This window comes from Lentzea sp. NPDC042327, from assembly GCF_040647275.1.
GTDB lineage: Bacteria > Actinomycetota > Actinomycetes > Mycobacteriales > Pseudonocardiaceae > Lentzea.
The window spans coordinates 16141-37719 of sequence record NZ_JBEZBX010000016.1 but is presented as its reverse complement, the minus strand read 5'-3'; the positions used below and the strand labels follow the sequence as shown (position 1 = coordinate 37719).

The 21579-nt window shown below is 70.2% G+C and carries 17 protein-coding genes and 1 tRNA gene; 9 read left to right on the top strand and 9 right to left on the bottom strand.

Translation table 11 applies throughout. The annotated features are described in order from the left end of the window. Positions 1-12: 12 nt before the first annotated feature. Together AB0A63_RS32465 and AB0A63_RS32460 are read right to left on the bottom strand one after the other, a co-directional pair. Positions 13-849 (bottom strand): fumarylacetoacetate hydrolase family protein, encoded by an 837-nt coding sequence (locus AB0A63_RS32465; RefSeq protein WP_360397948.1) that lies wholly within the window; start codon positions 847-849, stop codon positions 13-15. A gap of 12 nt (positions 850-861) precedes the next feature. Further along, the gene (locus tag AB0A63_RS32460) at positions 862-1899 is read right to left on the bottom strand and encodes a hypothetical protein (RefSeq protein WP_360397946.1); all 1038 of its coding nucleotides are present in this window, start codon (positions 1897-1899) and stop codon (positions 862-864) included. Positions 1900-2093: 194 nt separating this feature from the next. Between AB0A63_RS32460 and AB0A63_RS32455 the strand changes: the two genes are divergently transcribed. Beyond that, entirely contained in the window at positions 2094-2867 is a 774-nt protein-coding gene (locus tag AB0A63_RS32455; RefSeq protein WP_360397944.1) for an SDR family oxidoreductase, read from the top strand. A 24-nt stretch (positions 2868-2891) separates the two neighbouring features. On the opposite strand, the gene AB0A63_RS32450 is transcribed toward AB0A63_RS32455, so the two are convergent. Beyond that, positions 2892-3443: an LmbU family transcriptional regulator gene (locus tag AB0A63_RS32450; protein ID WP_360398254.1), complete on the bottom strand. Its 552-nt coding sequence runs from the start codon at positions 3441-3443 to the stop codon at positions 2892-2894. A 576-nt stretch (positions 3444-4019) separates the two neighbouring features. Between AB0A63_RS32450 and AB0A63_RS32445 the strand changes: the two genes are divergently transcribed. Further along, a complete protein-coding gene (locus tag AB0A63_RS32445) occupies positions 4020-6125 on the top strand; it encodes a M6 family metalloprotease domain-containing protein (protein ID WP_360397942.1) in 2106 nt (701 codons plus the stop codon). Positions 6126-6183: 58 nt separating this feature from the next. Beyond that, positions 6184-6843 (top strand): DNA alkylation repair protein, encoded by a 660-nt coding sequence (locus AB0A63_RS32440; protein ID WP_360397940.1) that lies wholly within the window; start codon positions 6184-6186, stop codon positions 6841-6843. Positions 6844-6940: 97 nt separating this feature from the next. Here the strand turns inward: AB0A63_RS32440 and AB0A63_RS32435 are convergent, their stop codons facing one another. Beyond that, positions 6941-7828, bottom strand: a complete 888-nt coding sequence (locus AB0A63_RS32435; RefSeq protein ID WP_360397938.1) for a peptidase inhibitor family I36 protein — start codon at positions 7826-7828, stop codon at positions 6941-6943. Between the two features lie 124 nt (positions 7829-7952). Between AB0A63_RS32435 and AB0A63_RS32430 the strand changes: the two genes are divergently transcribed. Then, the gene (locus AB0A63_RS32430; RefSeq protein WP_360397936.1) at positions 7953-10763 is read left to right on the top strand and encodes a hypothetical protein; all 2811 of its coding nucleotides are present in this window, start codon (positions 7953-7955) and stop codon (positions 10761-10763) included. Between the two features lie 11 nt (positions 10764-10774). Here AB0A63_RS32430 and AB0A63_RS32425 read toward each other — a convergent pair whose 3' ends face one another. Then, positions 10775-11521: a BTAD domain-containing putative transcriptional regulator gene (locus AB0A63_RS32425; RefSeq protein WP_360397934.1), complete on the bottom strand. Its 747-nt coding sequence runs from the start codon at positions 11519-11521 to the stop codon at positions 10775-10777. A 396-nt stretch (positions 11522-11917) separates the two neighbouring features. On the opposite strand from AB0A63_RS32425, the gene AB0A63_RS32420 reads away from it, so the two are divergent. After that, a complete protein-coding gene (locus tag AB0A63_RS32420; RefSeq protein ID WP_360397932.1) occupies positions 11918-12856 on the top strand; it encodes a hypothetical protein in 939 nt (312 codons plus the stop codon). Between the two features lie 324 nt (positions 12857-13180). Further along, positions 13181-14992, top strand: a complete 1812-nt coding sequence (locus tag AB0A63_RS32415; RefSeq protein WP_360397930.1) for a hypothetical protein — start codon at positions 13181-13183, stop codon at positions 14990-14992. Positions 14993-15239: 247 nt separating this feature from the next. Here AB0A63_RS32415 and AB0A63_RS32410 read toward each other — a convergent pair whose 3' ends face one another. Further along, positions 15240-15866: an HD domain-containing protein gene (locus AB0A63_RS32410; RefSeq protein WP_360397928.1), complete on the bottom strand. Its 627-nt coding sequence runs from the start codon at positions 15864-15866 to the stop codon at positions 15240-15242. Between the two features lie 461 nt (positions 15867-16327). On the opposite strand from AB0A63_RS32410, the gene AB0A63_RS32405 reads away from it, so the two are divergent. From AB0A63_RS32405 to sufU, 3 genes are read left to right on the top strand one after another with little or no spacing between them, the layout of a single operon-like run. Beyond that, on the top strand, positions 16328-17113 hold the full coding sequence (locus tag AB0A63_RS32405) for a hypothetical protein (RefSeq protein ID WP_360397926.1): 786 nt from the start codon (positions 16328-16330) through the stop codon (positions 17111-17113). Beyond that, on the top strand, positions 17110-18414 hold the full coding sequence (locus AB0A63_RS32400) for a SufS family cysteine desulfurase (protein WP_360397924.1): 1305 nt from the start codon (positions 17110-17112) through the stop codon (positions 18412-18414). Before AB0A63_RS32405 ends, AB0A63_RS32400 begins: the two co-directional genes overlap by 4 nt. After that, positions 18411-18839 carry a Fe-S cluster assembly sulfur transfer protein SufU gene (gene sufU / locus AB0A63_RS32395; protein WP_360397922.1) on the top strand — a complete coding sequence of 143 codons (429 nt, stop codon included), beginning with the start codon at positions 18411-18413 and terminating at the stop codon, positions 18837-18839. Before AB0A63_RS32400 ends, sufU begins: the two co-directional genes overlap by 4 nt. 234 nt (positions 18840-19073) lie before the next feature. Here sufU and AB0A63_RS32390 read toward each other — a convergent pair. The 3 genes from AB0A63_RS32390 to AB0A63_RS32380 all read right to left on the bottom strand — a co-directional run bounded on the left by AB0A63_RS32390 (position 19074) and on the right by AB0A63_RS32380 (position 21530). After that, a tRNA-Ala gene (locus AB0A63_RS32390) sits at positions 19074-19146 on the bottom strand. A 274-nt stretch (positions 19147-19420) separates the two neighbouring features. Continuing rightward, positions 19421-20197 carry a thioredoxin domain-containing protein gene (locus tag AB0A63_RS32385; RefSeq protein ID WP_360397920.1) on the bottom strand — a complete coding sequence of 259 codons (777 nt, stop codon included), beginning with the start codon at positions 20195-20197 and terminating at the stop codon, positions 19421-19423. Between the two features lie 46 nt (positions 20198-20243). Continuing rightward, positions 20244-21530 carry an MFS transporter gene (locus AB0A63_RS32380; protein WP_360397918.1) on the bottom strand — a complete coding sequence of 429 codons (1287 nt, stop codon included), beginning with the start codon at positions 21528-21530 and terminating at the stop codon, positions 20244-20246. Positions 21531-21579 lie beyond the last annotated feature (49 nt).

The window sequence follows — 21579 nt, the reverse complement described above, 5'->3', positions numbered from 1 at the left end:
CCTGTCGCCCCTTCACGGTGCCTGTTTGACGGTGTGCACGAGCGTTCCGACCCCCTCGACCACCGCGCGGACGGAGTCGCCCGCGGAGATCACGGCGGCACCCGGAGTTCCCGTGCAGATGACCGTGCCGGGTGCGATCGTGCGGCCGGCGGTGAAGTACTCCACCAAATAGCCGAGGTCGTAGAGCATGTCGGAAACAGGTGCCGAAGACATGACTTCCCCGTTTCGCACGGTCGACACCTGAATTGTCGCGAAGTCGGTGATCTCGTCCACCGTGACGAGTTGCGGACCGACGCTGCAGAACGTGTCGAACCCCTTCGCCCACGGGATGTACCGCGGATTCTCCCGGATCACGTCCTCCGCGGTCATGTCGAGAACCGCGGCGACCCCGACGACGACGGAAAGCCATTCGTCGCGCCGCACGTTCTTGCACTCCGTGCCGATCACGAGACCCAGCTCGGCCTCGGCGGTGACGCGTTCGCTCTGCCGCGGCAGCTCGATCACACCGCCGTTGCCGATCAGCGCGTTGTCCGGGCGCAGGTAGGAGCCCGGACCGGACTTGGGCTGCTCGGTCAGCAGGTCCTGGGAGTGCTTGCGGTAGTTGAGCCCGGCACCCCACACGGGGCCCTGGGCGATCGTGGCCGCGTCGCCCAGGTCGAGCTCGACTGCCCGGTCGGCGAGGGCTGCGACCTGTGCTTCGAGCTCCGGCCGGTGGTCGGGGACGAGCAGGTCGACCAGGCGCACCGGCTCCTCGTAGCCGGGGATGAGCGACAACGGCACCCAGCGCCCGTCGGGCAGGCCCGCGTGGACCTCGTGGCTGATGCCCGTGCTGAACCGCGCCAGCTTCACGGCGTCTCCCCCTCAGGCCCGAGCGCCGACGGTCGCGGGCGCGGACAACAGCTCGGCGGCGGCCCTGATGTCGGCGCCGTCGATGCTGCGGGTGGCCAGGCCGGCGGCCTTCTCCATCACCGACGCCGGGTCCAGCCGGTGCTGCTCGCACAGGTCCTCGACCAGCTGGTAGTAGTTCGAGTGCACGCCCAGCACACCGCCCAGGACCTGCATGTTCCGGTTGTCCGGCAGCACGTCGAGGTGCTCGCGGCAGAACTCGGCCATCCGGGACAGCTCGCGGTAGTCGTAGCGGTCGTCGCCCTTGACCTTGAGGATGCCGGCGAGCGACTCGGTCTCGGCGTTGCCGGAGCCGCGGCCGAAGCCGTGCAGGGTGCCGTCGACGATCGACGCGCCGGCCGTGAGCGCCGCGATGCTGTTGGCGTTGGCGAGGCCCAGGTTGTTGTGGCCGTGGAAACCGACGACGGGGAACGACCGCTGCACGACGGTGACGTAGCGGTGCACGTCGCTGGGCAGCATCGAGCCGTAGGAGTCGACGACGTAGACGCCCGCGACCTCCCGCGGCACGGCCTTGAGCAGGTCCGGCAGGGCCTCGTAGGGCGTGGAGCTGGACTTCATCAGGTTGAGGTAGACCTGACCGCAGATCTCGGTGGCCCTGCGCAGGTAGTCGAGGTTGGCCGCGACCTTCTCGGCCTCCATGCCGACGCGCACGAAGCTCATGCCCGCCCCGACCAGCTCGGACATGGTCTCCAGGCGGCTGAACGACGGCTGCGCGAACACGCCCCACGTCGATGACCGCAGGTGGGTGCCCGCCAGCTCGCACCAGCGGCGAAGCGAGATGCTGCCCGGCCGGTTGCCCGCCCGTTCCGCCTCGTACCCGACCCCGTGCGCGATCTCGATCTTCTGGATCGGGGTCGCGTCCAGCCGGCACATCAGTTCGACGACGAAATTCTCGTCGAACTGGAAATCGACGGCGTAGGAGCCGTCCCGCAACGTCGTGTCGAGAATTTCACTGGTCAACGGCAGCAGCAGTGGGTCGTATTCGGCAGTCATATCCATTCCCATAATCAGGTCGGGTGGTGACAAATGCCTAGCACGCGTTATCGCGAGGCCGCAACAAATAGCGCTCGTTCCACACCTCTTCCGGTCCTGCCGGTTGTCCTGTCGGCAGGACGCCGGTTGCACGTACCCCGGCGCACTGATATTCAATCCAACAACTCGCCGATTTCAGGTTTGGAGTGGAACCCATGGATCTCGGACTGACCGGGCGCACCGCACTCGTGTGTTCGTCGACCGGCGGAATCGGTGAGGCGGTGGCCCGTGCGCTCGCCGCGGAGGGGGCCGGCGTGGTGATCTGCGGCCGCCGCGGCGACCGGGCGCGGGAGGTCGCCGCGTCGTTGCCCAGCGCGGTGGGCGTGGAGGTGGACCTGACGGTACCGGACGGCCCTGCCGCGCTGGTCGCCGCGACGACCGAGCGGTTCGGGCCACCGGACGTGCTGGTGCTCAACGGTCCCGGGCCGCGCCAGGGCCCTGCGCACGGGGTGGACGTGGCCGACGCCGACGGCGCGCTGGACGCACTGCTGCGCCCGCACCTGCGGCTCGTCGCGCTGTGCCTGCCCGCGATGCGGGACCGCGGCTGGGGCCGGATCCTCGCGGTCGGCTCCAGCGGGGTCGCCGCGCCGCTCGCGAACATGGCGCTGTCGAACCTCGGCCGGGCCGCGCTCGCCGGGTACCTCAAGACGCTCGCCGGCGAGGTGGCCGCGGCCGGCGTCACCGTGAACATGCTGCTGCCCGGCCGCATCGAGACCGACCGGCTCGCTGCGGTCGACGCCGCGAACGCCGAGCGGTCCGGCCGCACCGTCGCCGAGGTCACCCGTGCCTCCCTCGCCACGATCCCGGCCGGCCGCTACGGGCGCCCGGAGGAGTTCGCCGCCGCGGCCGCGTTCCTGTGCGGTGAGCCGGCGTCCTACATCACCGGCACGGCGCTGCGCTGCGACGGCGGACTCGTCCGCAACCTGTGACAGCCGCCGGCGCCGGGCCGTCGCTCAGGAGACGACCCGCAGCCCCTGCCCCGAGCTCAGCGTGCGCTCGGCGGCCCGGTCGAGGTTCGTCACCAGCCACTGCTCGAAGTCCTGCCCGACCACGTCCGCCGCCTGCCGCCAGGTCTCGATCCGGTCCTGCGGCAGGCTGATGCGCGAGTCGGCCGAAACCTCATTTCCGGAGTCTTTTTCGCCGCGAATGGCGGAACGCAGCTGCCGGGTGGTCCAAGAATTCATCTCCGCTTGGCTGAGCAGGTATTCCTGGACATCAGCCGGCAGGGAGGCGACTTCCGCGTGGTGTTGAAAGGTCAACGCCGGACGCCGCCGGTGCAAATCGAACCGACCGGCCACCCAGGCGTAGTTGCGCAACGTCTGATAACTCAGACCGACCGCCCGCACCGCGTGCTGGTAGCGCTCGGAGTAGTGTTCTTTGCCGAACACGAGCCAGTCCCCCAGCGACCACGCCGAGGAGTCCACGAGCTCGGCCAGCCTGCGACCTGCCCGCTCCCACTCGTCGAAGCTCAACGCCGTGGGGATGCGCAGCCCGACCCGTGTCATCATCACCTGGTCATCGCTTCGACCTGCACGGTTGGCCGCAGCCCTGCGCCCTCGGACGTCTCCAGATCCCATGACGTGTCCCCCTCCTCGTCACTTCCGCCGACCTCGTTGTCAACGCGCACCGACCACCGCCGCGGCCGTGCGGACCATGAAGGCGAACCGGACCGTTGACCGGTCAACCCGTAAATACAACTGCAGTAACGCGGCCGTGGCAGCCCGTCCGAATAGGCGAAACAATCCGACGAACTCCGCCCCAGCAGTCGTCAAAGCTCTTGGATCCGAGAGTAGAGGCTGCGCAGAACACTGACAAGGAAGCTCCGCCGGTGGTCAGAGGGCAAATTCCGCGTGGAGCGTCCGCATTCTTCAGGCCACTGATCGACGGGGCAACTCCAGCTTCAGTGAGCCGAAAAGGCTCTACTGTGGACGGCTTCCCACGAGCGGCTTCACCCCGGTCGTGCGGGGCCGAACCTCCCCTGTGGAGGGCGTCGGGCACCGTTCCGCTGTGTCAACTGGCAACGCGGCCACCCGACGCCAGGCCGTGGTGACGGCACCGCGGTCTGCACCACGGTGGGTGGTATGGACCGCACACCTGCACGTCGCCGGAACCGGCGTCCGTTACTGCTGGTCACCGCGTTGCTCTCGGTCGGCGGACTCGTCGCCGGCACCACCGGCGTGAGCGCTGCTCCGCCCGACGAACCCCTGCACCACTGGCAGTTCGACCACTGGCCGCAGCAGCAGCCGTGGCAGCAGTCGCGCGACGCCGCGAGAGTGGCCGCGCACGCCGGACTGCCCGGCCCGATCGACCCGCAGAACTGGGTCAACCCCGACCACATGACGTGGGAGGGGGACTACCGCAAGATCCCCGGCACCACCTGGGCCGACCCCTCGAAGCGGGGGTCGGTGCGCACGTTCAAGGGTGCCCTGGTGCTGCTGGACTACCCGAACCAGCCGTTCGTCGTGACGCAGCCCGAGCACTCCACGGTGTTCGGCAACCCCAGCGCGGAGGCCAGCGGCGTGCCGCGCGAGCAGGTCGCGCAGTTCTACCAGGACTTCCTCAACAAGCCGAACGGCCTCAACCGGGGCCACACCGTGCACGAGTACTGGATGGAGACCTCCGGCGGGCGCTACGGCGTCGACCTGAAGGCGTTCGGCCCGTACACGATGCCGGGCAAGGACCACGAGTACGCCATGGAGTTCCAGGGCGGCACCGGCTGCCCGGCCGGCGACACGTGCACCCGCGACATCCGCACCGACGGCCGTGCCGCGTGGGTGGCCGACGTCGGCGCGGAGGTGCCGGCGGGCTACGACTTCACCTACTACCTGTCGGCGGGCCAGGACGAGTCGGGCACCTGGCAGGAGTTCGGGATGATGAAGTTCCGCACCAGGGAGGACGTCACCGACGACTTCGGCCCGCCGGACCCCGCGCTGCCGAACTGGTCGCGCACCCGGTACGTGGACTGGACCTCGTGGGCGGCGGGCTCGTCGATCTGGCCGAACGCGGGCGGCGGCTCGTCGACCCAGGCCGAGAGCTCCGGCCAGGGCGTCTACGCGCACGAGCTGAGCCACCTCCTCGGCATCGGCGACAACTACAGCAACCCCTACGGCAGCCCGCCGCGGCGTGACTACTCCGGCCCGTGGGACATGCTGTCGCGCGGCTCGTTCAACGGCCCCGGCGGCCCGCACTCGCGGTGGACCATCCCGGCCACCGGCGGTGCGTCGCTGGGCGCGCAGCAGACCCTGCGCAACAAGATCAAGCTCGGCATCGTCGACGAGCAGAACGTCCTGCGGCTGTCGCGGGAGGCGCTGGCCGGCTCCGGCACGGTCATCGCGAAGGTCACCGCCCGTTCCGTGCAGCCCGGCGCGACCGGCCTCACCGGCGTGAACATCGCGATGAACGCCGACCGGTCGCCGACCTGCACCGTGTCGGCGAACCCGTTCTGCGACGGCGGCGGCTACAACAACTACACGCTGGAAGTCGTCGACCGCATGGGCGCCGACTCGTTCACCCCTGACTCCGGTGTGCTGCTCGCGAAGACCAAGAACGCCGACGCCGCACCGTTCACGTGGGTCGTCGACGCCAACCCGCAGGACATCGGCATGACCGACTACGTCCTGCCGGACGGCACGAAGGTCCCCATCACCGTCGGCGACTACCGGCAGCTGTCGGACGCGTTGTTCCACGCGGGCACCAATTCCGGCAGCGAGTTCGAGTACGTGGACCAGGCCAACCGCCTGCACTTCTACGTCCTCGACGTGCAGCGCGACGCCGCGGGCGTGCTGTCCTACACCGTCGCCGTCCGCTCGCTGGACGGCGCCGGCCCGCAGCAGCGCGGCGTGCGCGTGACGCCCACGGCGGCCCGCACGGGCTCGGACGGCGTGGCCACGTGCCGGTTCCCGTTGACCAACACCGGTCGCGCGGCCGCGGCGGGCGGCCACCCCGAGGACGTCACCCAGTACCTCGGCGGTGACGTCTACCGCGTGTCCGCCACGGTCGCGGACACCGGCTGGACCGTGTCGCTGCCGAACGCGCTCGCGACCGCGAAGTTCGGCGGCCGCGTGGACGTGCCGGTGCACGCCAAGCGCGACGGCGGCCCGATCACGTCCAAGGTGACGCTCAAGGCCACGTCCGAGAGCAACCCGGCCAGGACCGCGACCGCCACCTGCACGGTGGTCGGCCGCTAGCCGCACGACCCGTTCGTCACCGACGTATTCTGTTGTCGGTGACGAACGGGAGGCTGCGATGACGGTGACCGGGGTGCTCGACAGGCTGGCCGCACTGGAGGACCCGAAAGCCCGTGCCGTGAACGAGAAGCACGGCGACGACCACGGCGTGAACCTCGGCAGGCTCCGCGCTCTGGCCAAGGAGCTCAAGACCCAGCAGGACCTCGCCGTGCAGCTGTGGGCCACCGGCGACACGGCGGCGCGCCTGCTGGCGTTGCTGATCTGCCGCCCCAAGGCGTTCTCACGCGCCGAGCTCGACACGATGCTGCGCGAGGCGCGCAAGCCCAAGGTGCACGACTGGCTCGTGAACTACGTCGTCAAGAAGAGCGCTCACGCCGAAGACCTGCGCGTGACGTGGATCGACGACCCCGACCCGGTGGTGGCGAGCGCCGGCTGGGCGTTGACCGTCGACCGGGTGGCGAAGAAACCGGAGGGCCTCGACCTCGACGGGCTGCTGGACGTCGTCGAGGAGGAGCTGCGCGACGCCCCGGACCGGTTGCAGTGGGCGATGAACCACTGCCTGGCGCAGATCGGCATCGAGCACCCGGCGCTGCGGCAACGGGCGATCGACATCGGCGAACGGCTGCAGGTGCTCAAGGACTACCCGACACCACCGAACTGCACGTCGCCGTTCGCACCGGTCTGGATCACCGAGGTGGTGCGCCGCCGGAACGCCTGAGCGACGCGGCAAGGGGAGCACCCGCGACGGGCACTCCCCTTGCACAGCACCGGACCAGGTCGACGTCCCCCCTGCCGGACGTCAGCTGTCCGGCAGCTCAGTCACCGTGCGGGTTCTGCACGGAGACGTGGACGTGGTCGTAGTGACCGCCGGTGACACCGCTGCCCGCGGTGTAGTCGCGCCAGCCCTCGGACGAGCGGGCGACGCTCCAGATCTTGCCCTGCCAGATCACGTAGCGGACGTCGAGCTTCGCGGCGTGCTTCTGCAGCCAGCGGGCCAGCTTCCAGCCCTGCTCCTTCTGCGCCGCGCTCGGGTAGGAGCCGATGGCGTTGGAGATGGTGCAGTCGAGCGCGTTGCCGGTGTTGTGGTTGCTCGTCGACGGCTCGTAGCTGCGGTAGTCACCGACCCAGCAGTCCTTCTCGCCGGTCAGCGACCGGATCTGGTCGTCGATGAACTGCGTGCGCTTGGTGGCCTGCGGGGCCCGCGCGGTGGCCGACGGGTGCGGGTTGGTCGCCGGGGTGCCGTAGGAACCGCTCGGCGGCGGGGTGCCGCCACCGCCGTCACCCAGCTTGTGCGCGGCGTTCTCGTTCTTGAGCTCCGAGTTCAGGTTGACCTTGCCACCGGCGGCGATGGTCTGCCGGGGACCGGCGTAGCCGCTGTTGAAGTAGACGGTGACCGGGCCGCTGGTGCGGTTCCAGACCGAGGCGGCCTCGTTCTTCACGCACAGGCCCTTGCCGTTGCCCGCGCCCTTGAAGTCGTAGCAGCTCGGCTGTTCGTCGCCGTAGTCGGGAACGGAGGTGGCGAAGTCCGACACCGAACCGGCGTGGTCGCTGTTGTAGTACAGGCAGAACTCGCCCGCCTCGCAGGAGCCGTTGCGGGCGGTCGCCGCGTTGGCCGTGGCGGCGCCTGCGGACACGCCGACCAGCGCGCCCATCAACGCCACGAAAGTGATCCTCTTGAGCGCCGAGAGCGCTGACTTCCTCATGGCCATGAGAATTGCGACGCGCGCTGACACTTCCCTGACACCGCGTGCCAGCGCGGTGTCAGCGGGTCACCGGACGCGCTTCAGCCGGGAAAACGGGTGGCACGCGTGCGCGATGATGGTGCCGATGACGACTCGACTGGCATTCGGCGTGACGGCCGGACCGGGGCTCGGCTGCTGGCCGGTCCCGTCGGGCGGACCGCCCGTGCCCGGCGCACCGGTCGCACTCGGTCCCGCCGGTGCCGCTCCCGCGGCCGTCCGCGCCGCGACCGGCCGGCTCGACCGGCTGGTGCGCCAAGGCGGTGAGGTCGCGGCGGGTGCGGGCGTCGACCTCGGTGGCGGTTTCCACTCGGCCCGGCTCGCGGGGGCGCACGGCGACCGCCGCGACGCGGTGCTGGCCGCGCTGCGGTGCCTCGGTGCCGACGGCGCGCACCGGCTGGGTGACCGGACCGCTGTGCTGGTGGCGTTGTTCGGCGAGCAGGTCACCAAACGGGTCGGCGCGGCGGCGCACCGGGCGGTCACCGACGGGCGTTGGGCCGCGGTGCAGCTGGCCTCGGCGGCGTCCGACCTGCTCGGGCCGGAACAGCTGGAACGCGTGCTGGACCTGCGTGCGCCCGAGGACGTCGACCCGTTCCCGCGCGGCGCGGCGTCCACTGTGGCCGGTCACCTGTCCCGCGTGCTGGCCGCGTACCCGAAGCCGCGCAGGCTGAAGCTCGTCCTCGACCTGTGGGACCACGTGTGCGGGCTGCTGCTGGACCGGCAGCGCCGGGCCCGCCTGGTGGCGTCGCAGGTGCGGACGGAGCGGCTCGACGAGCTCCGCGAGCGCCACCGCGAGCACTTCGACGCCAAGATCGTGCAGCACCTGACCTGGGACCTCAGCGGACAGCCGGTGACGCTCGCCAACGCCGCGCGCTGGCAGCCGCCGAAGTGGTGGACCGCCAGCGAGCTCGAACACCTGCTGCACGACGCCATCGCGGCGACAGCGCTGCTGCGGTTCGCGCGGACGACGTCCGACGAGGGTTTCGCGGTCGCCGTGGACCGGCACCGGGCGGAGCTGGTCGCCGCCGACGCCTGTCTCACCGAGAGGAGCCGCACGGCGGCCACCCACCGGCCCGACGGCGCGTACAACCACCCGGCCCGGCCAGGCGCCTACGTCCACCGGATCGTGCTGGAAACCGGTCCCGACCGGACGGTCAACGCGCGGACCGAGGGCAGGGTGCGCACGTACACCGCCATGGCGCGCAACTACGGCGTGGTCGTGTTCGAGGCCGTGGAGAGGTTCCTCGACAGGCTGTTCCAGCCGCTGCACCACCCTGGCGAGGGCGATCCGGGGCGGTCGCCGCAGCTGGCCGGGTGGCGCCGGGAAGTGGGGTACCCGCGTGCGCCGCAGAGCTGGGAACAGCCGCCGCTAGCCGACACGCGCGAGGAGGCCCCCACCGCACCGCTGGCCCAGCGCCTCGCCGGCGCCGATCCGGCCGACGTCGAGCTGCCGCACGACCTGCTGTGGTTCGCGGACCTCGCCGACGCGCTGGCACCGTTCCACGGCGGCGACTCCGCGACCGTCCGGCACGAGCACCCCCACCCCACCGTCACCTACGACGACGCGCCGGCGAAGCCGGGCCACACCTCGCTGCCGCTCGCCGTGGCCGAGGTGGCGCAGCTCGTGATGTTCGGCGCGGTGCCACCACCGCGCTGCGGGAGCTGGGCGGAGCTGGTCACCGGCGTCACCTCCAGCGCCGTGATCGCCGAGGCCGACACCGGCGTGTTCCCCATCCCGCCCGGTGTGTCCGCTGTGGACGGTTCGACCGTCGCGGGGCTGACCGTGGAGCTGGGTCGCGAACCGCGGCAGCTGGCCGAGTGGTCCGGGTACATGGGCAACTGCATCGGCGAGTCCTGGTACGCCGACCAGGCGCGCAAGGGCCACTGCGTGCTCATGGCCCTGCGGGCTCCCGACGGCCGCATCGCCGCGAACCTCGACGTGCGCCGCCACACCGCGGGCTGGCACGTCCACGAACTGCGCGCGCGGTTCAACGACACCGTCGCGGACGAGCTGGAGCAGCAGGTCAGGAAGTGGGTGGAGCACCTGCCCGCGCCCCGGCCGCCGGAACCGGAGCCGGTGGTGCCCGTTCCCCCGGTGCGCGTGCGGGGCGGCTCCGCCCGCCGGTCCGCCGCGGGAAACCTGCCCGCCGAGCTCGTCCGCGCCCTGACCGCCGCCGTGGAACGGGAGCTGGCCGGCAAGCCGGTCGTGACCGCCCGGCGGGCCTACGCCGAGCTGGCCCGCGGTCTCGGCCGACCCGGTCCCGCCGACTTCGAACCGGACGCGGCCGTGGTGGCGTTGAAGCGCGTGGACGACCACGTGGACCTGGTCCGCGCGGCCCTCGCCGACGGCCTCGCCGCGACGACCCTGTGGCAGGCCACGCGCGTCCGCCCGCTGGCCGCCGCGGTGCACCGGCTCGACCAGGAGCTGCGCGACCACGAGCGGCTGCACGCCCTCACCGGCGGCGCACCGCTGCCGAGGACGTTGCGCGCTCTGGTGCGCCGCCCCGAGATCGCTCCCGCCCACGCCCTGGACGTCGTGGCGCGGTCGGTCCGCGCGGCCATGGGCGAGCTGCTCGGTGACGCCGCGCTGGCGCGTTCGGTGGCCCGTCGCCCGTCCACGGAACTGGTGTGCGCGCTGGCGATCGCGACCACCTGCTCGGAGTCCACAAAGGACACGGTCGTGGTGGCCGGGCCGAGGAAGACGACGGTGCCCGGCTTTCCCCCGAGCGACCTGGCCGACCCGCAGGGGCCCTGGCAGCAGGCGTTGCCCGCGGCCGCCGACCTCGGTGCGCCCGTGGACCTGTTCTGGTCGAAGATCGCCGAACACGGCCTGCTGATCCCGGCCGCGGTGCTGGGCAAGGGCGGCTGGCCCGCGCTGTGGGCCCGGCTGCACCGCTGACGGGTACCGGGTCACAACGCCGCCTGCGACGCCACCAACCGGGTCATGTGCGACGACGGCGCCACCCCCAGCTCGCGGTGCAGCAACGCCCGGTAGTGCTGGTAGTGCCGCAGCGCCGACCCGCAGTTGCCCTGGGCCAGGTGCGCCGCGACCACCGTGCGGTGCGCGGTCTCCCGCACCGGGTCGATCGAGATCGCCGTGAACGCCGCCTCCAGCGCAGCCAGGTGCGCACCGGCCGAGATGAGCCGGTGGGCGACCGCCTCCAGCGCGTGCAACCGGACCTGCTCCCAGCGCCGGCGTTCGGGTGCGAGCCACTCGTCGGCCCAGTACGGCAACAGGTCCCGCGACAGCGCGGCGACCAGGTCCCCCGCGGTCGCCGGGTCGACGGTCGCGGCGGGACCGACGACGCGGTGGGCCGCCTCGATCGCCCGGCAGAAGTCGACGGTCAGCGCGGGCGACGGGCGTAACCGGTCCACGGAGCACTCGACGACCGGCCGTTCCGTGGCCCTGCGCAGGTGCCACAGCGCCTGCCGCACGTTCGCGGTCGCCCGCTGCCTGCGGCACTCCGGCCACAGCTGCTCGGCGACGGCCTGCCGGCTCACCGCCTCGCCGTGGTGGATCGCGACGTAGGCCAGCAGCCGTTGCGCGCCTTTGGGCAACGGGACGTCCCCGCTTCCGGTGAGCAGCTCGAACCGGCCCAGCACCACCAGCCGCACCCCCGCGCCCCCGGCTCGTCTGCCACCTTCCGCTTCGGTCATCGTCGTCCTCCCCGCGAGCACCGGCGCCGTCGCCCCACGACCCGAGCATCGCCCGGAAGCGTCTCCGTGGCATCTCCCGCCCGACTGCCGCGGCGTCCGCCCCGGCGCCGCCGGACCGCCGTCACTCAGTCGTGCGCGGACTTGACCCATACCTTCGTGGTCACCCGTCCGGGTAAGAACGGCAACGGCGCGTCACCAGCCCCCGGGGACCCCCGTCGGCACCTGTACCGCCAATGGCCCAACGGAACCCGCCTGGCCCAGTCCAGCCCATCGAGTGACGGCGACGGCACGGCGACACCCCCTCGTGCGGCGCGGCGACCGGTCGGAGACGGCGGCGCCGGAGCGTGTGCCCCACGGGGTCGCACCGGCCCCGTCACCACGACCGAGGAGTGCACCATGGCCGACGGCCAGTTCAAGACGGTCTCGATCCACATCGCACCGGACGACCTCAAGACCCTGAAGGACAACAAGTACAACCTGTGCTTCGCGAAGAAGGTGAACGGCACCTACAACGTCGTGTGGCAGTCGGCCGACAGGTACCTCTCGAAGAACACCTTCTCGTGGCAGCCGCTCTACCGGCTCTTCGGCAGCAACGGCTTCCAGGGCGACGTGGCGGTGAGCGTCTCGACCAACGACGTCGCGATCGGCCTGGGCGACAAAGCGGTCCTGGACGACGACGGCCTGCTCCACGACGCCGTCACCGGCGGCCTGAGCACGGGGATCACGCTGGTCAACCAGTACGGCAAGATCCACCCCGGTCTGTCGTCGTACTCGACGGACATCCACGGCAACGGGTCGACGACCCCGATCTACGTCGCCGAGAAGGAGATCGTCCTCGGCGAGGACGTGCTCACGCCGGCGGAGGTGGTCCAGGTGTGGTTCGAGCAGAAGATCACCACGAGCACGATGTTCAGCGACGCGCGGTCCAACTCGGTGGAGGTCGACCTCAGCTCGGCCAACTCCGCGACCCGCCTGTACAGCGGGGGCAAGTGGACGACGCCGGCCCAGTCCCAGGCGTTCGGGGTTGACCCGAAGGTGATGCTGACGATCATCGCCGGTCTCACCGCGGCCGTGGTCGTGGCCGACCTGACGATGAAGATCGCCTCGAAGCTCACCGGCGTCTACCGGGACGTCAAGGTGAACGTCACGACCACCGGCGGGAACAGCGTCAAGATCGAGTACAGCGAGCAGCCGCGCCTCTCCGGCGCCAGCCTGGTCCAGACGCAACAGCTGCTGCTGAACCCGACGGTGGTCGACCAGCTCACCGAGTTCGCCGTCGAGGCGTTCGCGCAGTCCGGGGTCGGCTACTCGTCGCTGCAGGCGCACGCGGCCTGACCCCCGGCAGCCGGCCCCTCCGCCCGCCCCGGCGCGGGGGCCGGCTGCCCGGCGCCGCCAGGTCCGCTCCAGGTGGTGCTGCCGGTGCGGCGTGGTCAGGACGTCCTGTCACTGCGCCAGGGCTTGTGCGAGCACGTCGAAAACGGCTCGGTCAACGCGTCCCAGAGGTCACTCCGGGTTGTTCGGCGGTGCAGCCGATCCCGCTGTCCCCGGCAGGCAGGTGTGACAAGGGGAGGTGACACACCTCCGGGTGACCCTTCTGGTGGGGCAGGGGCGAACGTGTTGCCATCGGTCGGGTAGTCCAGCCGTGGGAAGTGGGCAGTCATGCAGAACTGGCACTCGTTCGTGGTGAGCGACCTGTCCGAGCCGACCGGCACGAAGTTCGTCCTGGACCTGGCCAACGCCGACGGCCAGCCGTTGACGCCGCTGGTGCTCAACCCGCTGACCTCGACGCCGGCGCCGCAGGGTCCACGGCCCAACCAGCTGTGGTGCGTCGACGGCAACCTCCTGGTCAACCGGCTGAACGGCCTCTACGCGAACGTCACCGCGAACCTGACCGCGCCGGGCACGCAGGTCATCGCCTGGCACGGGAACGGAGGGGCCAACGAGGTCTTCACCCTGACCGACGGCGCGTTCATGAGCTCGCTGGGCAACGGGACGCTCGCGCTCACCGTTCAAGACGGGTCGACCGCGGCGGGCACCCCCGTGGTGGTGGACAGCTGCACCGGGTCGCCCGCGCAGACCTGGACGCTGTGGCCGGCCTACCCGGTGCAGGGCATCCTGGGGCTGCCGACAGGGCAGTTCCCCGCCTACACCGGCGGCCAGGGCACCGCCTACGACTCGATCAACGAACAGCTCCAGCAAGCCGAGCTGCTGCCGCGCACGATGACCGTCGAGCAGTCCTACAGCAACCTCACCATCAGCCCGCTCACGCTGTCGCTGTTCATCAGCTCCTCGGCCACGTGCCCGACGGGGGTGTCGGCGACCGACTGGAGCGCGGTGGTCACCTCGCTGCAGCAGCAGCTCAGCCTGGCCGACGACATCCAGCGCCTGTTCGGCGAGCTGACCGGGTTCATCAACTCGTTCTTCATCAACAGTGAGGCGTTGCTGGACGAGCTGGGCGCGGACGTGGGCCTGGGGTCCCAGTCGCACACCGCCGCCACGGTCCTCGCCCTGGTCGAGGGCACCGTCTACACCGCGCTGTCGGCGCTGGGGCCGGTGGCCTCGGTGGTGGCGAACCTGATGAGCACGGCCTACAACGTCTACGAGACGACCACGAAGAACCCCCTGGCGACGTTCGAGGGCGCGTTCGCCGACCTGTGGGGCGCGCTGAGCGAGGCCTACACCGGCATCTTGGCGGCGGCCGGGTCCACGGAGACCTCGGTCCTGCAGAGCTGGGCCCAGATGCAGGCCTTCCAGTCGGGCATCGCCGATGGCGAGCTGAACTGGTCGGCCGAGCTGACCGGGCAACTGGTGGAAGCGGCCACGCCCGGCTACTCGCTCGCGATCATGCAGGCGCTGGTCCCGTCCCGGTACGGCAACCAGCTGTGGGCGCAGTACCCGCGGTCGCAGGGCCCGGTCGACGGTCCGCAGGGCGCGCAGTACAGCGTCGCCCTGCCCGGCGGGGTCTACGACGTGAACCTGCTGGCCTCGGGCGCCTCCTCCGGCGACTGCCCCAGCGAGGCGGCGCTGGCCGACATCTGGAACAACGGCGCGGTGCCGCAGGACGTGTTCGGCAACCAGAACGGGTGGAACCTGTACACGCACTACCAGGACTGCAACGCCAACACGCTGTACACGACGATCTGGAACCAGACCCCAGACGACCTGTCGGTGACGGCGTGGACCTGGAACCAGACGAGCTTCGTCGCCGGTGCGGCGACCCGGCCGTTGGCGGCGTGGTCGAGCATCACCTACGGCACCACCAACGAGACCACGAACACCGATGTGGGCTTCAACGTCTTCAACCCGGCCGTGTCGACGTCCACCCCGGTCGCGACCTTCCACGGGCACATGGACGTGGCGGTGCTCAAGGCGGGGAACGTGTCGGTGACGGCACAGTCCACAACAGACGACTACCAGCTGGTGAACACCCAGTGCGCCAACGGTTCTTTCCACAGCGCGCAACCGGCCTGATCCAGATCACCGTCACCACCGACACGGTGACCAACGGCACGCCTCCGGCTGTGCAGTTGGTGACGCACCACGGCGATCGACGTGCCCCGGTAGGGTCGCCGACCCCGTAGCGCCGCTGAACCTGCTCACGGGCCGGAAGCCTTCCCGCGGACCTCGGAAAGCCTGCCGCAGGACCAGTTGACCCTTGCAGAACAGAAATTCCCGGCTCATCACACCGATTCCACTTCAAATTCGACAAAAACGCAGACTAAGCGCCCTTGACGACGAACTGCCCGTTTTCGACCGCAGCCGCGCGAACCCGCTGATACAGCTCGGTGAGCGTCGCACTCACCGACACCCGCGGGAGCTGCAGGTTGTCCAGGTCCTCAGCGGTAGCGCTCACATCCGACCACCCCTGCCCCGTCAGGTGCCGCATCAGCGCCGGGTTCAACCGGTCCACCGCCCGCACGAGCCGCGCCTCCACCGTTTCCGCTGCCTCGTGCTCGTGCCACACCGCGAGCATTTCGGAGGCAATGGGTTCCGGGAGGGAACCGAATCGTTCCTGAGCCGACTGCTCCTCCGCCAACGCCTTCTGCCGCTTGGCTTCCGCGCTGCCCTCGGCGGCACCGTCGGTGCGCCAGGCGGAGGGGTCGCCGGTGTCGATCTCGACGAGGTCGTGCAGGAGGCACATCTTGATCATCTTGTCCAGGTCGACGGGTGCGTTGAACTCGCGCTCGAACTCGTCGCGCAGGAGCCAGCAGATCAGGGCGAGGTGCCAGGAGTGCTCGGCCACCGACTCGGGCCGGTCGGGGGTCGCCAGGTTGTGCCGCTCGACCTCCCGCAGGCGCGCGGAGAACTGGATGAACGAGTACAGGCGATCAAGGGTGGAGGTCACCGGGCCGAGCGTAGAGCAATGCCGGCCACCGCGTGTTTTCTCCTGACGAGGAATGGCATAGCCCCGGTTTCCTCGATCAGCATCAGAGAGTAGTGCAGAAGACCACCCTTCCGGGGCAACGGCGTGAGAAATTCCTCGTGCACATGAATCAAGAATCACGCTGAGTCGCAAGATGGATTTCAGGCTTACCTGTTCTGACCGGAAGAAGCGGTCGGCCCGACTCAAGAACTCACTCGTCCAGCCCTATGCACATAACGGACGACAAGGACAACACAACCGCTCGTTCACAGGTCGCGCTAGCTTGGGGGAGAGCGCCTCGGTGCGCCACCAGCCTCCACTGGAGGGCAGGCGGCGAGAACGCATGCTGCCGTGGATGACAACACGAAACCGTGTCACCACGAGGGGGAATTCGAATGGCCAAGGTTTATGACGCTGAGTTTCTGCGCGCCCACTTGCCGGGTGTGTCCAACCGGGTGACGACGCTGCGCGAGTGCCTGGAGCCCGGGAGCCTGTGGCAGCCGGTGCTGCAGCTGACCATCGTCACCGACATCGACGGGGAGCCGCACGTCCTCAACGGCACGCGCCGCGCCTCGGCGAACCGGACGCACCCGAACGTGGTCAGCACGCCGACGAGCATGCTGCCGGTGCCGCTGGCCTCGGCGATCCTCGACGACAGCAAGGGCTCGCTGGAGGAGGAGCTGCCCCTGCTGCTCGACGAGGTGCGCTCCGACGACCTGCGGGTGGTCGCCCGCTACGCCGAGAACGACGTGCGCCCGGTGCCGCGCACCGCGGAGGCGCTGCCCTACGCCGTGGCCGACCTGTTGGCCCGCAAGCTGGGCTGCGGCACCGCGCTCGAGCACGCCACCGCCGAGGAACCGCTGGCCACCTGCTCGCTGTCCATGGTCGGCGGCGGGTTCAGCTACGCCGCGGACGGCGACCTGGACGAGGACGGCCTGGCCGAGCCGCTGTTCGAACCGCTGCTGATGTTCGGCGTCGTGGTGCGCTGGCAGGACCCGGCGGTCTTCCCGGAGCGGACCGAGTCCTACGACGGCATCGTCTGGACCCGGCTGCCGGACTACCAGGAGGGTGTGCGGACCAAGCGGATCGAGGCGTTCAACCCGAAGTTCGCCGAACCCGACTACATCGCCGACGCCGACGAGATCAGCGTGTGCGTGCGGGGCCTGTGCCTGCAGACGGCGAACATCATCATCGAGTCCGGCACCGTTGACCACAGGACGGTCTCATGACCGCCGTCGACCGGACACCCGCCCTCCCCCGCCTGGACTCCCGGAGCGTCCGGGCCGACTTCCCGCTGCTGACCGCCTCGGACGCGAGCTCGCTGGTCTACCTCGACTCCGCGGCGACGACCCAGCGCCCGCGCGCCGTGCTCGACGCCGAGCGCGAGTTCCTGGAGCACTCCAACGCCGCGTGCCACCGCGGCGCGCACCGGCTCGCGGAGCAAGCGACAGCCGCGTACGAGGACGCCCGCACCGTCGTCGCCGCCTACCTGGGCGGGGACCCCTCCGAGGTCGTGTTCACCAAGAGCGCCACCGAAGCGATCAACCTGCTCGCGTTCTCCCTCGGCTCACCCGGCACCGGCGCGGACAGCCTGTCGATCAGGCCCGGCGACGAGGTCGTCGTCAGCGAGCTGGAGCACCACGCCAACCTCGTGCCGTGGCAGGAGCTGTGCAGGCGCACCGACGCCACCCTGCGGTACATCCCCAGCACCCCGAACGGTTGTCTCGACCTCACCGTGCTCGACGAGGTGATCGGCGAGCGGACCGCGCTGGTGTCGGTGACCCTCCAGAGCAACGTCACCGGCGCGGTCACCGACACCGCTCCGATCGTGCGCGCCGCCCGCCGAGCGGGAGCCCTCGTCGCGGTGGACGCCTGCCAGGCCGCAGGCCGGATCCCGATCGACGTGCGCGCGCTCGACGTGGACTTCCTCGTGCTGTCGAGCCACAAGATGCTCGGGCCGAGCGGCATCGGCGTGCTGTGGGGCCGGTTCGACCTGCTGGAGCGGATGCCGCCGTTCCTCACCGGCGGCTCCATGATCGAGACGGTCACGCTCACCGGCGCCACCTACGCCGACCCGCCGCGCCGCTTCGAGCCCGGCGTGCCACCGGTGTCGCAGGCCGTCGGGTTCGCCGCGGCCATCGGCTACCTGCAGGGCCTGGGCGAACAGCGGGTGCTCGACCACGAGGTCGAGCTGACCGGATACGCGCTCGCCGAGCTGCGGGCGCTCCCCGGCGTACGCACCCTCGGACCCGACGACCCAGCGCGCCGGCCCGGGATCATCAGCTTCGTCGTCGACGGGGTGCACGCGCACGACGTGGCGCAGATCCTCGACGACGACGACATCGCGGTGCGGGCAGGTCACCAGTGCGCATGGCCGCTGCACCGGGCCCTCGGCGTCACAGCGACCGTCCGCGCCAGCGTGCACGTCTACAACGGACATGACGACATCGACCGCTTGGTCAGCGGCGTGCGGCGGGCCCGCGAGTTCTTCGCCGCGCAGGGGTTCATCGACCTGGAGGAGCACGCGTGAAGCTCGACGACCTCTACCGGGACGTCATCGCCAAGCACTACCGCCTGCGCAGCGGCCACGGCCTGCAGGACGAGTTCACCGCGGAGGTGCACAAGGTCAACCCGTCCTGCGGCGACGAGATCACCCTGCGCCTGCGCCACCACGACGACATCGTCGACGAGCTGAGCCACGAGGTCGCCGGCTGCACGCTGAGCCAGGCGTCGGCGTCGGTCATGCACACCCTGGTGATGGAGGCGAAGACCGCGGACAGGGTCGCTGAACTGCACGACGCGGTCCGCGACTTCCTGCGTGGCGCAACTCCGGAGCCGCCGGCCTCGGTCGGCGCGATGGGCGCTTTCGAGGCCGTGCGGTCCACCGGAAGCCGCGTACGTTGCGTCCTGCTTCCGTGGCAGGCCCTCACCGCTGCGCTCAAGAGCGTCAGGTAGCTGGTTCGTGGCCACGACTTGGGCGTGCCTTGTGGACGGCGAGGTGGAGGTCGGCTCGCAGGCGGTGATTGACGTGTTGCGCGAGCTGCCGACCAAGTCGAGTGTGCGCGGTCGCTGACCAAAGGACTCGTCGTGGAGCTCACGGTGAGGCGGCGTCCACTTAGGACAGAAAACAAGATCGCCCGCCGAACCTGTTTGCGCAGGTCAGCGGGCAATTCTTGTGCTATCCAATTGTGGAGCTGAGGGGACTCGAACCCCTGACCCTCACACTGCCAGTGTGATGCGCTACCAGCTGCGCCACAGCCCCTTGAAGGTCCACGTTCCCGGCTGGTTTCCCTGCCGTTCTCGTGTGCCAATACCGTACAACATCGGTGCCACAAGATGAAAATCGGGGGTCCCGAACCCCCATCCGCCCTGGTAGACCCCGGTCCAACCCACCCGCAACCCCAGTTTCACCCCAGCTCCCGACCCCCGAAGACCGAAGTGACTCGCAGCACACTCACGAACAACCGAAGGCCAGCGAGAACGAAGACGCCCGGCCCCCACGAACGAACGGGGACCGGGCGCTGTCAGCGAGGGGCTTACTTGAGCAGGTCGGCCAGCCAGTTGTCGTTGGCCGCCATGTCCACGCGGGAACCGTTGTGCGCCACGGTCGGCGTACCGAAGCCGCCGTTGTTCTTCAGGGCGTCGTTGGCGCTCGTCTTCGACATGAGGTCGGTGAGCGGGGCCTTGTAGGTGTCGTTCTGCACGCACGTCTCGAAGGCCGGGTCGGTGATGCCGAGGTCCTTGCCGAGTTTGATCAGCTGGTCCTTGGTGTAGCCGGGGCCGCCCTCCTCTGGCTGCTTCGAGTACAGGGCCGCGTGGAACTCGTTGAACTTGCCGGCGTCGGCGGCGCAGAGGCCCGCGTTGGCCGACAGCGAGGAGTAGCCGGCCGGCTTGGAGAGGCGGTCCAGCATCGGGAGGATGTTGTAGCGGATCTTGAGCTTGCCGTCCTCGACCGCGGTCTTGAGGTCCTTGCCGTAGATCTCCTCGAACTGGCCGCAGGCCGGGCAGAGGAAGTCCTCGTAGACGTCGATGGTGGTGGTGGCGCTGTCCTTGCCCACGACCACGACGTTGTTGTCCCGCACCGACGGCGCCGAGATGACCTTCTCGGCGGGGGCGGCGGGGATCGCGCCGTCCGTCGTCGAGTCGCCGGACTGCTGCTGGTAGATCACGTAACCGATCACGGCGACCGCCAGCACGGCCACCACGGCGATGCCGGCGATGACCTTCGTCCTGTCCCCGCCCGACTTGCGAGCCTGGGTCACCGCACGCGCGGCCTGCTTCCGTTTCCGCGCACTGCGCTCTGCTCCACCCACGGGGGCGAGGGTAGCGATCCAGGCTGAAAAGAACCTGAGTACGCGCTCACGCTTCCGGGTGGCGTGGTTTGCCGCCGACGCGTTCGCCCAGTGGGACCTCGGCCGTTTCGTCGAGGGCGCCGCACTCCGGTGCCACGGCCGCGGCCGTGTGCTCCTCCTCGTGTGTGGGCAGGGTCTCGGGGGCGATGAGCCAGAAGACGACCGACAGCAGCAGTGCCGCGCCGGTGACGGCGAACGAGGCCTCGAAGCCGAAGGTGTCGGCGAGGACGCCCGCGGAGATCGGGCCGATGATGGCGCCCAGGTCGGTCACCATCTGGAAGCCGGCGAGCACCGGGCCGCCGCGGCCGCGGGCGCCCATCACGTCGGCGACGACGGCGTTCTGCGGCGGGTTCAGCAGGCCCGCGCCCATGCCCGCGATCAGCGAGGCGGCCATGAAGTCCCAGGTGCCGGTGGTGAAGCCCATCCAGATCGTGGTGACGCCGCTGACCAGGAGGCCCGCGATGGCGACCGGCTTGCGGCCGCGGGTGTCGGCGATGCGGCCGGAGAGGAACAGCATCGCGGCGTTGCCGGCGGCGAACACCGACATCGAGATGCCGGCGACGGCGGGGCTCTGCTCCAGCGCCTCGATCACGAAGACCGGCACCAGCGAGATGCGCACGCCGAACACGGCCCAGCCGTTGGCGAAACCGGAGGCCAGCGCAGCGTGGTAGGCGCGGTGGCGCATGGCGTCCATGAACGGCATGTGGTCGGCGCCGCCGGACTTGTCCAGTGCCGCCAGCGTCGACTTCCGCAGGAAGAACCAGACCACGAACGCCGCGACGCACAGCAACGCGCCGTACGACACGAACGGCACCCAGAGACCCAACGGCACGAGACCGGCGCCGACGATCGGGCCCGCCACGTTGCCGACGAGGAACCCGGCCGCCCACATGCCGGAGGCCCGCCCGCGCATGGGCGCCGGGGTGATCCGGATGAGCAGCGCGAGCGCGGCGACGGTGAACATCGTCGACCCGATGCCCGCGAGGGCCCGCCAGCCGAGCATCTCGAAGTAGCTGCCGGAGAACCCGGCCATGGTGGTACCGGCCGCCACGATCAGGATGCCGACGATGTAGATCCGCGGCTCGCCGAACTTGTTGACGAGGATGCCGCTCAGCGGCGCGAACGCCAGCCTGACCCCCGCGAACACGCTGATCAGGATCGCGATGGCGGTGTGCCCGACCCCGAACGTCGCCGCGAACACCGGCAGTACCGGTGCCACGATCCCGAACCCGATGGCGATGATGAAACTGGCCGCGACCAGTACCCAGACCTCTACCGGCAAGCGCTCGCGCACCCCATGCCTCCCTTAGCCCTGCTAAGGATATGTCACGCGGCAACTGAAC